Annotated in this window: 9 protein-coding genes; 1 reads left to right on the top strand and 8 read right to left on the bottom strand. The window is 46.7% G+C overall.

The window, feature by feature from the left end:
* Positions 1-102 precede the first annotated feature (102 nt).
* Positions 103-1,020, bottom strand: a complete 918-nt coding sequence (locus KJS63_RS08000; protein WP_213618657.1) for an aldo/keto reductase — start codon at positions 1,018-1,020, stop codon at positions 103-105.
* Between the two features lie 381 nt (positions 1,021-1,401).
* On the bottom strand, positions 1,402-4,047 hold the full coding sequence (locus KJS63_RS07995; RefSeq protein ID WP_213618656.1) for a PAS domain S-box protein: 2,646 nt from the start codon (positions 4,045-4,047) through the stop codon (positions 1,402-1,404).
* A 247-nt stretch (positions 4,048-4,294) separates the two neighbouring features.
* Here KJS63_RS07995 and KJS63_RS07990 point away from each other — a divergent pair, with 247 nt between their 5' ends.
* The gene (locus KJS63_RS07990) at positions 4,295-5,032 is read left to right on the top strand and encodes a class I SAM-dependent methyltransferase (RefSeq protein ID WP_213618655.1); all 738 of its coding nucleotides are present in this window, start codon (positions 4,295-4,297) and stop codon (positions 5,030-5,032) included.
* Here the strand turns inward: KJS63_RS07990 and KJS63_RS07985 are convergent, their stop codons facing one another.
* The 6 genes from KJS63_RS07985 to KJS63_RS07960 all read right to left on the bottom strand — a co-directional run bounded on the left by KJS63_RS07985 (position 5,033) and on the right by KJS63_RS07960 (position 11,545).
* Positions 5,033-5,476, bottom strand: a complete 444-nt coding sequence (locus KJS63_RS07985; protein ID WP_213618654.1) for a hypothetical protein — start codon at positions 5,474-5,476, stop codon at positions 5,033-5,035. It lies immediately after the preceding gene.
* Between the two features lie 206 nt (positions 5,477-5,682).
* Positions 5,683-6,066, bottom strand: coding sequence for an LSm family protein (locus tag KJS63_RS07980; protein ID WP_244862532.1), 384 nt, complete (start codon positions 6,064-6,066; stop codon positions 5,683-5,685).
* Positions 6,067-6,148: 82 nt separating this feature from the next.
* Entirely contained in the window at positions 6,149-8,335 is a 2,187-nt protein-coding gene (locus KJS63_RS07975; protein ID WP_213618653.1) for a methyl-accepting chemotaxis protein, read from the bottom strand.
* Positions 8,336-8,549: 214 nt separating this feature from the next.
* A complete protein-coding gene (locus KJS63_RS07970; RefSeq protein WP_213618652.1) occupies positions 8,550-8,888 on the bottom strand; it encodes a hypothetical protein in 339 nt (112 codons plus the stop codon).
* A 1-nt stretch (position 8,889) separates the two neighbouring features.
* A complete protein-coding gene (locus KJS63_RS07965) occupies positions 8,890-9,882 on the bottom strand; it encodes an HD-GYP domain-containing protein (RefSeq protein ID WP_244862531.1) in 993 nt (330 codons plus the stop codon).
* 310 nt (positions 9,883-10,192) lie between these two features.
* The gene (locus tag KJS63_RS07960) at positions 10,193-11,545 is read right to left on the bottom strand and encodes a glucoamylase family protein (RefSeq protein WP_213618651.1); all 1,353 of its coding nucleotides are present in this window, start codon (positions 11,543-11,545) and stop codon (positions 10,193-10,195) included.
* Positions 11,546-11,918 lie beyond the last annotated feature (373 nt).

Raw genomic sequence — 11,918 nt, 5'->3', positions numbered from 1 at the left:
TTCCCCCTGTTAGTAAAGCTTAATTACAGTTATATATTCTAGTCTGATTCAGAAGGAATTCATATGAACAAAATGGTTGAAAGATGCACAATCTGGTCAAAGTTATTTGAGCCGATGCTCAGGATCGTATTGTCCCGGATAGGACAGGGACTGGATTTTGCTGAATTGCTCCGGGGTCAGCCCATCCCCCTCACCTTCCTGCACATTCTTGACAAGCTGGTGGACCGAGCTTGCTCCCGGAATAATGGCAGCCACCGCCGGATGGTAGAGCGGGTAACGAAGCGCTGTATGATGAAGACTGTGCCTCCGTTCAGAGACCTTTCGCAAGTTCTCCCGCAGCGCAGCCAGCTGCTCAGGAGTATATTCCATATACCCTTGGTCTGCCTTGGCTGCTCCATCTTCCGTCAGGATACCTTTGGCCAGAGCTCCTCTGGCAATAAGGCTGACTCCATGCTCGGCGATCAAAGGCAGAATCTCCTCTTCCGGCCTCCGGTCAAGAATACTGTATTGACTCATTACGCTGATCACATTGGATTTGCTGATATATTCCTGAATGACCTTTGGCCGGATCGAAGAAATCCCGTAATATCGGATGACACCTTCCTGTTTGAGTTCTTCGAACGCTTGGACTGTCTCCTCAATCGGATCATCCAATGTGCCTCCGTGCAGCTGGTACAGATCTATATAGTCCGTTCCCAGTCTTCTGAGGCTGTCCTTCACCGCAGATTTGATATAGGATTTGGAAGGGTCCCAAACCCAACCTTCCTGCCCGGATAGGCGACGGTTGCCAACCTTGGTGGCAAGGATAACTTCGCTTCTTCTCCCCCGAATAGCTTTGCCCACCAGCTCCTCATTGCGGCCATCATCATATAAATCTGCGGTATCCAGGAAATTAATCCCCTGATCCAGCGCTTCATGAACGAGGCGGAGCGCCTTACTCTCCTCCGTTCCAATAGACATGCAGCCAAATCCAATTTCGCTTACCCGCAGGTCCGATTGACCCAGCTGATTATATTTCATGATTGTTTACGACCACCTTTCCCAAGCTTTCAAACTATATAAAATGAACTTCTCAAGGTTACCCTTTTGGGGTGCTGCGATACCGAGTGTTCTTACGACCACTGTTGTCTCCGAAATCCTTGAAATAACTATCCAGTGGGGCATTTTGGAGACAAAGGCAGACGCTCCGCTTCTTCAGAATCACTCGGGATCGAAGCTGAGATCGGTTAATTCTAAAGTTCATTTTATATAGCCTAAATTATTATACCCGTCCCTGCAAAAAAAGGGACCCGCGGCTTACGTTCCACGGGTCCAGGTCATATATCTAAAAGGGTAACTTAAGTATAGCCCCGTAACCTTAATGCCAGATGAAAAACAGATTTCAAGGAGATTACAAATTCCCTATTCATGGATCGGTGTTTTCCTGAAATTATGGAACTTCTCAAGGACCTCTGACAAATTTTCCATTTTAATCGGCTTGCTGATGTAGTCGTCCATTCCCGCCTCCATACATACCTCCTGATCTCCACGGAGAGCGTTGGCGGTTACCGCTACAATATAAGGCCACTTCTCTGCTGGAAATCTGCTCTTGATTTCCCTGCATGTCTCAAGCCCATTCATAACTGGCATCTGTATATCCATAAATACCAGGTCATAGTTAAAGACCTTCAGCTTGTCAATAACCTCACTGCCGTTCTCTGCCAAATCAGCCTGATGCCCTATCTTCTCCAGCATCCTTGTAAGCACCATCTGGTTCACCTTGTTATCCTCAGCAATTAAGATAGAAAGGGGCTTTGCAGCTGTTCGTTTCTCCTCTAGAGGGCCCTTAAGCAGGTCATTCCCCTGCCTGTTCTCTTTCTGAAAATAGGCGGTGAACACAAACGTGGCCCCAGGCTCATCCTTCTGCACAGCGTGGATCTCCCCACCCATAATCTCCACAATCTTCTTGCTGATGGCAAGCCCAAGTCCTGTCCCTTCGGATTTACGGGTCATAAAATTATCAATCTGGGTAAATGGTTCGAACAAGTACTCAAGCTTGTCCTCAGGAATACCCATGCCTGTATCACTGATCGTAAACTGTAAATGAATGTTTCCATAACCCTGGTCAAGATCCTCAATCTCAATAGTAATGCCTCCACGCTCTGTAAACTTCACGGCGTTTCCGATTAGGTTCATGAGCACCTGCTTCAAACGGTTGGAATCCCCATACAAGGTCTGGGGAATTCCCGGGCTGATGCTGATCTGGGTGTCTAAATTTTTCTCCTTCGTCTTCAAACGGAAAACATCAAGGGTCTCGAAGACGAGGGTCCGGAGATTGAACGGCTCTGTAATGACGATGGCCCTGCCGGATTCAATTTTAGAGAAATCCAGAATGTCATTAATAATGGCCAGCAGCGTATTCCCGCTCTTGCTGATCATCTGCACATATTCCTTCTGCTCCTCGTTAAGCTCCGTCGTTTCGAGCAGCAGATCCGTCATTCCGATCACCCCATTCATCGGGGTACGGATCTCATGGCTCATGATCGCAAGAAACTCACTCTTAGCCTTGTTCGTCCGCTCCGCCGCTTCTTTGGCGATAAGCAGATTTTTCTGGTCGGTAATGTCCTTAGCAATAATGTAGTAACCGCGTGTTTGCTTGTTGATTATAATTGGAGCAATTGTGGTAAGCACTTCTGTCACATGACCATCCTTGTGACGGATATGATTGATCTCTCTCTCAATAATGGCATGATTGGCCTCATCCGTCAGAATCCGGTCCCGGTACTCCTCACCGATGAATTTGGAAATACTCATGCCCGAAATTACACTTCCAGGATAACCGGTCATCCCTTCGGCCACAGCATTGGTGTTAATGACGTTCCCGTCAAGATCAAGAGAAATAATCGCATCGTGATTATATTTCTTCAAGGACGTGTAACGCTCAATCGTCTCCTCCAGCTTGATTTGCGCAGTTTTGAGTTCCGTTACATCCTGGGTCGTGCCATACATCTTCAGCGCTTTGCCGTTGTCGTCAAACATAACATGGCCCCGGATGTGTACATGCTTCACGCTGCCATCCTGCCGGATATGCCGGAATTCGGAGCTGAAAGGCTCCCCTTCAAGTGCCTTTTCGCGGAGCTGTACGAACCGTTTCTGGTCTTCAGGGTGAAGCAAGAACAGAAAGTCATTTCGCAAAGGACCCTGCTTGTCCAGGCCAAAAATTTCGTAAATCTGATCCGAGAATGAGATTTTATCCGTTTGGATGTCCCACTCCCAGCTGCCAAGCAGCGCGATTCGCTGCGCCTCCACGAAGCTCTCCTCAAACTTCTTCCGTTCAGTAATATCACGGCCAATGCCCAGGATTTTATGAATATGTCCAGATTCATCCCGGATAATCTTAGTCGACGTTTCGAACCAGATATAATAACCGTCTTTATGCCGCACCCGGTAAGTATACACATCATTATCTGTGAAAACTCTTGATTTAAGCGCTTGGATATCATCTGGATGATAGTATTGAAAATTGTTCTTGCCGATCCATTCATCCGGGTCATACCCCAGAATGTCCTTGAGAGATGGTGAACAATACTCCGTAATTCCTTCAGGGGACATATAGGAGATAATATCGATTGCATTGTCACAAATCAGCGTATACATAGATTCAGCTTCACGCATCTGAATCTCCGATTCCTTTTGGGTGGAGATATCCGTCACATAGGCAATGTAATACATCGGTTCATTACAGTCGCTGCATACCAGAGAAACATACTTGGAAACCCACTTTACTTGACCATTCTTGGTCAGATACCGCTTCTCCCACTTATGCTGCCGGGATTTTGCACCGATCAGTGTAGTCATATGCTGCTTGTCCGCCATTACATCATCCGGGTGGGTAATATCCTGCCGGGTCAGTTCCATGAGCTCGGTCTCCGTATACCCCAGCATGGCACAGAACGAAGAGTTTACTTTAATCCAAGTTCCATCAATCGCCACAAGCGCTATTCCTATCGGTGCCTGGGTATAAGTTTGCTCAAATAAGGCCTGGTGGTCGATGGATATGTCATTCATTTATTAATATCCTCCAGTCGGAAAAGTAAAAATTATATTGAAATAGACTACATGCCTGCTTCCTTACCCGATTCCTGGACTTTTGAATCATGCGGCGTTCATCCAATCATATGGACATTCACCTTAATACACTATATAAGTTGAACAAACAATTGTACGGATGGAAGCATCCGGGTGAAATGTAATTCAACTTCTAGAAATCGAGGGTTTGGCCGCCATTTAAGCGATCAGACACAAGGAGGATCTGATGAAATACGAGGATATACTGGCTTTCTTAGGAGAAGGGGCGGCACACCCCGGTGGAGCCGCCGGTACAGCCGCCTTCCTCCAAGATCACCCCATACCATCCGGATCACACATACTGGAAATCGGATGTGGAACAGGACGAACCGCCTGTATGCTGGCTCAGATGGGCCATTATGTTACTGCTTTGGACCGAAGTGAGATCATGCTCAGAAAGGCAGAGACGAGATCCGCCCAGATGGGCGTAGAAGTCAACTTCGTACAAGGAGACGCGGCATCATTGCCTTTTTCGCATGAACAGTTCGATCTTGTCCTGCTTGAATCGGTGTCCGTCTTCTTCGAGCCTGACTCCGCCTTCAGGCAGATTTGGAATGTCCTCAAGCCTGGGGGAAGAGTGTATGACCGGGAAATGTACAGTCTTCAAGAGAACGCTGGTCTGGAAGCCGAAATGCGCCGTCTGTATGGCATTTCCGTGATTCCGGATGCCGCTGGGTGGATGAATTATTACACAAATGCCGGATTTAGCCAGGCCAGACTCTGGGCCCCCTCCAACGGTAACAGCCTACTGCAGCCGCAAGGAAATACGTTCGGGGATGATCCATTTCAGGTGATCGATATAGAAATCCTGTTCGAGCCCTCAGTGAACCGTTTTTTTGCGGAAAATGCAGAATTCCTAGATAAGTATCATGAAAAGTTAGGTTATGGTGTCTTCATTGCGGAGAAAGGGCTTCCTTCAGCGTAGTCAGATTTTAAGAGAACCCAGCAGTGGCATGATAGTCTGCAGCATTCCAATGCCAAGCTTAATATTGGAAAAGAATGAGCCAAATGAGGCAGGTGAAGCCCCCCCGGCACCTCCGGCTTCGGCTGCGACGGCATTGCTGGCAGGAGCTGCAGCATTAACCGGACTTTTACCAAACAGCAGGTCTAATAATCCGGATACTTGGACCTGCTGCTTGGAGTCTGACCGCCGCACCCTCTCCGCACCTTTGACGCCTGCAACCGACACTGCCTTCTCATCCACATGAGTGATGGTTCCCACATACAGGCTCCCGTCTTTGGTCACAATGCAGACGGGCACCCCCTTCCATTTATCCGCAAGAACGCGGTTCGGATGAGGCTGTTTTGCTCTTGCTCTGGGTGCCGCCTTGCCCGCCGAAGCTGATCGTTTAGTTTTTTTACCCCGCATATCATTCCACTCCTCAATTTAGGTATATCTCAACCTATTCTGCTCTGCTCTTCCTGCTTGTATGAATCGCCCCCTCCACGCAACTAAGTGGCTGAAAGTCTATAGCGGGACGCACTTTGCTGCGGTTCCTCCTACTCAACAGAAGAAGAGCCCGCCCGAAGGCCGACTCTACTTGTTGTTGCTGTCTGGTTGATGCTACATCTTTCCTAGATGAACAAGAATGGCAGCAGGAACAATAGGGCAATCTCGGACCATGCCAATGCCGAGTATGGGCCGTATCCACCGTATCCATACGGGTAGCCGTATGGGTAGCCATACGGATAGCCATACGGATAGCCATATCCTGGCCCCAGAGCTGAGGTCTTCGCCTTTTTGCCCGCTTCCTTAAGCTGTTTCTTAGCTTTTTCCGGCTTGGTTGACATTACTGTGGCCCCTGGAGCTGACTGTCCGAAATAAAGGCCTTTTTCGTCCACCCCAGTCAATGTGCCTACCATATAGCTCCCATCGTGTCTAACCACACATACCGGTTTGCCGATAAGCGGCTTACAGGTTGTCATATTAATCGGGTTGATCACTTGCACCTTGGGCATCCTCCCTTCCCCTGAACTCATGTTATGGTATTCAGGAGGAATGCCGGGTGTTAAACGATAGCCCGCTTGCCAGGGAGGGCAGCTATACCTTGAACTTGCCTATTTTCTCATTGAGCACAACGGACAACTCTGCCAGAGAATTCGCAGCGGCAGCAATTTCCTCGATGGAGGCCGCCTGCTCTTCCGATACCGCGGCAACCTCACTCACACTGTCTGAAGCATTGCTTGCAAAAGACTGTATGGCTTCGAACTGTCTCTGCAAGCGTTCGATGCCCATCTGGATCGCATCAATGGTTGCCGCGGCTTCCACTGTCTGGTCATCCACCGTTACAATGGACTGCGCAATATGACTGAAGGACTGCTCCGCCACCTTCACCAAGTCTAACCCTTCAGTTACCGCCTGGGAGTTCGCCTGAACGGCCTCTGAGGCCTCTGACGCATGTACCTGGATCTCCGATACAATCCCTCGGATCTGGCTCACAGATTGGGCTGAACGCTCAGCGAGCTTTCTGATTTCTCCAGCTACGACATCGAATCCTCTACCTGCTTCCCCAGCGCGTGCCGCTTCAATAGAAGCATTCAGCGACAAGAGATTGGTCTGCTCAGCAATCTCCGAGATCAGCTCAAGAATATGATTGATTTCCTGGGATTTGTCATCCAGGCTGCCTACCAGATCTTTGACCGTCATCGATTTTGTATTAATAATCTCCATCTGCTGTTTGGTCTTCGTTACTACCGACGTGCCGGCTGTGGCCGTCTCTTTCGTCTCCTGAGTGGCTGTACGGAGGCCATGAATGACAGTCACTACCTCATCAACCTGATTCGTCATTTGCCTAGCCTCTGCCAAGGAATCTGCAGATATCTTCGTTTGTTCCTGACTGGTCTCCGCTACACTCTGGAACGAGTTAGCCATCTGTTCCGAAGCCAGACTGGTCTCATGGGTAATCAAGGCCAAGTTGTTCGAGGTGGAAGAGACATGCTCTGATGAATTAGATACACTGCTCAGCAGATCCCTCAGCTGATTTTTCATCAAATTGACGTTTACAGACAACTCCCCAATCTCGTCCCCAGAATGTACTTTTACATCCTCAATCGTCAGCTCCCCGGCAGAGATTCTGGATACTGCTCCGGAAAGGCTCACGATTGGCTTCGTTAAGCGCCGGGTCATCCATAAGGAAACTAGGGTGCTAAGCACGAGTGTAATTAAGGTGACGATCCCGATGTACCATGTTGTATCGTTGGCAAATGCGCCTACTTCCTTCTTAGTCACAGCCGCATACATACTCCACCCTGTCACATCAACCGTAGTGCGAAAAATATAATAATCCTCGCCATTAATCGAAGTCTCCATGACCGCATCTTTCTTCAAGGCCATCATGTCTTTCAAATGATCGATGCTGTAGACAACCGGAGCGGCTTCAGATTTCCCGTCCTCGGTTCCCTTCGTTCCTGCTGCTGATGCTCCGGGCTGGATCTCCTCCAGCTTCTTGAAGATCAGCTTGCTGTCCGGGTGCGCCAGAATTGTTCCGTTGGAAGTGGTCAGAAATAAAAATCCGGTCTCCCCGATCTTCATCTTACTTACCTCCTGAGACAGCTGGTTGAAGTCGGCATCAATCCCCAGAACGCCTACCGCCTTGCCCTTTCTATCTGTGATCGCTTTGGTCGAGCTTACGAACAGGTTGACCTTCTTGGAATCCGAATTGGAGGACATATAAGGTTCCGTATAATGGACCTTGGACGGATCATTAATGGAAATGGTATACCAAGGCCGGAGCCGGGGATCATAACCGCCCTTCATAGTATCCTGCTTGGGCCACTGCATGTATGCCCCTAAAGTAGAACCTATATATACATACGAGGTATTGGGCTTCGCCTTTGCATACATCTCAAACTGCTGATAAATATCACCACCGGCCATGTCCGGCTTCCAATAGGTGGTTGGAACATCGGCTCCCTTCTCATACTTAAGCATGGACGGCAGCGTATCCAACTTGGACATAAGCGGCATGGATGACATGTACTGAATATCCTCCTCCAGATTGTGAAAATACATGTTCATATTTTCCTTGGCCAGATTCACCTGTTTTTCGGTGAAATTCTGAAACATCTCTTTGGAGGAATCATTTATGAAGAGTCTTAGGGTAAATACAATAACCAAGGCCGGAATCAGAACCAAGGATATCATCGTAATCCCGAGTTTGGTGCCAAGTTTCATCTTTGAACGTGTAAATATTTCAGGGTTTGATGCTTTCTTCTGCGTTGTCCTCATAACTGCTCCCCTTTTTCTTTAAAAAGATAACAAACCGGTAATGAACTATATAATATATATCGTCTATAAACTTCTTAGCTTTAGAGCAGTTAAGTGGGGAAGAACGTCCAATTATTTACAAAAAAAGCCTGAAGTGAAGAAACTTCACTTCAGGCATAAAATGCGAGCTCTAAATTGTTTGGCTGCTAGAGATATTTGCCCCCCGTCAGGCATATTAATGATCAGCTTCTATCGTTTGGTTTGCACGATCAAGATGTACAGAACGCGGCTCCCCAGACATCTCACTTAATAGATCCAGCAGCAGCTTCAAAGACTTGTCGCCGATATGACTGATAAGTTGAATGTGCTTCGCGTTGGCGTTTACAACGTCCTCGACCGTATAGAATCCTTTGCGGCGTAATATATTCGTGAGCTTCTGGATCGAGCTTTTACTATACTGGGTTCCTGCTATGTAAGCGAGATGCGAAATATCTTTGGCTAAATATTCTGGGGGGATTGCAAAGTTTGATTTTAACGGCTTGTTCGGTAGGATGGTCAGCATCAGAATAAACATCTCATCCAATAACCTCTTTAATCTGAATATGATCTGTCTTGCTTAGATCAATAAACTCGTGATTATCCAAAACAATGAGCGGTTGTGTGGGATAGTTGACGTTGGTCAGCAGAATTTTACCTGTTCGACCGTCCGATAAAACAACATTGCAGCCGACTTGTGTGGAAATCAACAAATCCAAGAACGTATGACCAATGACCAAGTCGAACCGGTTCATACGAATTTGACGATGGATTTCATGAATAGCATCAAAGAAAGGAAATGCTTGCCTATGGGGCCGGTCTGAAATCAAAGCGACATACACATCAACCAGGGACACGATTTTACTCAAGCGATCAATCTGGTCACCCTTCAGCCCTTCCGGATAACCGCTGCCGTCCTCTCGTTCATGATGCTGCAGAGCAACCAATGCAATTCTGGGATCGACGTCCGATTTGCTTAACAACTCGTATCCTAGAACCGTGTGCTGCTTCATAATCGCATATTCGTTTGTATCAAACCTTTCCGGTTTGTGAATTAAATCACTCGGGAGTTTAACCGAACCGATATCATATAGACTTGCTGCGGTCGCAAGCACGGCAAGCTCGTCTTCATCCATCTTAAGCCGCCTACCTAGTGCAGTAGCCAGAAGGGCGACCCCAATGCTCTGTTTGTAGCGGAAATCCCCCTGTTCCTCCAATTCCGAGAAGACTCGATAGAGGTTGTAGCTCTTGGCCGTCTCCTGAATAAATGGCAGCAGTTTCCCCTCCACATCATCCATCGGAACTTCATTATTCTGCCGCACGAAATCGTCGATCTCAAGTATGTGCTTTGGTACAAGATGGCCTGTCTCGGCGACCTCAACATCCTCGGTCTTGATCTTGAAATTGGCGAGTTTCTCAAGATGACTCTTGCGAAGAAGTGTTCCCTTGCCGATCAGTAATGTGCCACTCACGTCATAGATGTTCTTTAACAACCGCATTCCAATTAGCTCTTGATACTCATTAGTAAGCACTACAATCCCTCCAGTATTGGTGCTCCTACCCTTATTCAGTAAATCCTCCCTAGTAGGAGCTTACCTAATTATGTAAATGTATCTCTAAAAAGGACTTCGGCTGCTTATTCCACATTAATTAATAAAATCCAGAAAATAGAACCATAGAATCAGTAACTGATGGAGCAATTAATGCAATATACCCCCCTGTAATTTTCTCAATAATAGGCCTTATACCCCATTCTGCTTAGAGTAGAGGACGGATTGCGAGTCGTTTGTTTGAGACTGTAAAAACGGGGGCACCAAATCGTAAAGATTCGGTGCCACTATTTTAATGAATAGCGAAAACTTCTCTTTCCAATAATTCCTCTGGCTTTTGGCCGATCGGATCACTGTGGAAATAATTACGAATAACCCCATCCTTTAAATAGTTAGCTATGGATACCATAATCATTCCTTGATCAAGTGCAAGATAAGCTTTAGCAAGTTCTCCCGTTTCTACGTTCACGGAGTCATAGAATCCATATTTGCTGTACATATTAAAGCCTTTTAAGGCTTTAATATTTTTTCGTATAGCTTCAGGTGCGTACTCCAGGGCGAGAAATGAAGCATGAGCAGTTACGGTAGCCCCATCTTTATAACCTGATGTACCCAGCGGTGTTGCCGCAAACTCACTGTATCCAGTAGGAGTTGCCGATGGTGAGAAGCCCCAAGCAGGATAACCCTTTTCCTTTGCATAAGCGATTTGCAGCTCAACATGACGTTTGTTGTTTAGACCCAATGCTTTGGTGCCAAGCTCTTTTTCTTTCAACACAATTCCAGGCATAAGCCCTTCAAACATACTTCCTCCCCAGCTCGGGACAAACTTAACGCCATTGTACTCATAGGTTCCTTCGAAAACGTTCACCCCATCGTGCAATACATTACTTCCTTGCGGAATTTGAGCTTGCCAATCCCATTCCTTCGGCAATGTACGATACAGTTTCCACCAATGCTCCTTAGGAACGTCTCCCTTCCCAATGGCAATATAGCTTGCTACACGCGGTTCAGTGTAGAACATACCGTAATGATGGTCGGTCAGTTTGCCTTTCGCGACATCATAGCCGCCGCGGAACTGGCCAACTTCCGGATCATATAACGGTTGATAATTCATATTGTCAACCAACTTGCTGGTTTGCCCACGCAGCTCTGCATAAGCTTGCCCAACGACAATTAAACCTGCTGAAAGCCATCCGTTATCTACCTGAGAAATAAATTGACCCCAATCTTTCTTAATGGAACCATCATCTGTGTTGTACCAGTTATAAAACAGACCATTCCATTTTTCCAGCTTTCCGAGCGTATCCAGGGTGACTTGTAAACGCTTTACCGCTTCTGTCTTTGAAATCAAGCCCAATTGTTGGGCTGAAACCGTACTCATCATATACATGCCAATATTGGTCGGCGAAGTACGTTTGGCTTCCTGCATTCCTTTTTCCGTGATACGCACCTCATCATAAGTCATACCTGTGTTCGGATCGGTATTTTCCTGGAAATACTTAAAGGTTTTACTTGCAACCGCTTTCAATTCTGCACGAAAAGCAGTTTCGTTTCCGGCATTACTGGCTGATACCATAGGAGCTGCCACAAGATTCAGTATTAATCCCAGGGTCAAAATAAAACTTGCGAATTTACCTTTGTTCATTATTATCTCCTCTCAGACTCAGTTTTTCGAAACGTTTCAAATATATGATACCATAATTAACCATTTACTGAGAAGCATTTTTTGAGTTGATTAAAGAGGTCAAGCACGGAATAAACAAATATATTTTACAAATTAAATTGAAACGTTTCAAAAATTCCGGACGGTCAATGCTTTCCTAATCAGTCGGACCCAGAACTACTATACGCAGCATACGGAATATGCCAGCACATCTTTCGACTTGGTGTGACGCTCTAGTTCCATAATTCTTGACCTGTAAATCGAAAAGGCCCCCACCCTCATAGGGTTGGGGGCAATTATACATATTCAAACCAGATGACAAGCCATCTTCCAATTAGTGAAGTTCCTGATTACA

Origin of the sequence: Paenibacillus sp. J22TS3, from assembly GCF_018403205.1 — a bacterium.
Lineage (GTDB): Bacteria > Bacillota > Bacilli > Paenibacillales > Paenibacillaceae > Fontibacillus > Fontibacillus tuaregi.
This window is presented reverse-complemented; position numbering and strand designations above follow the sequence as displayed.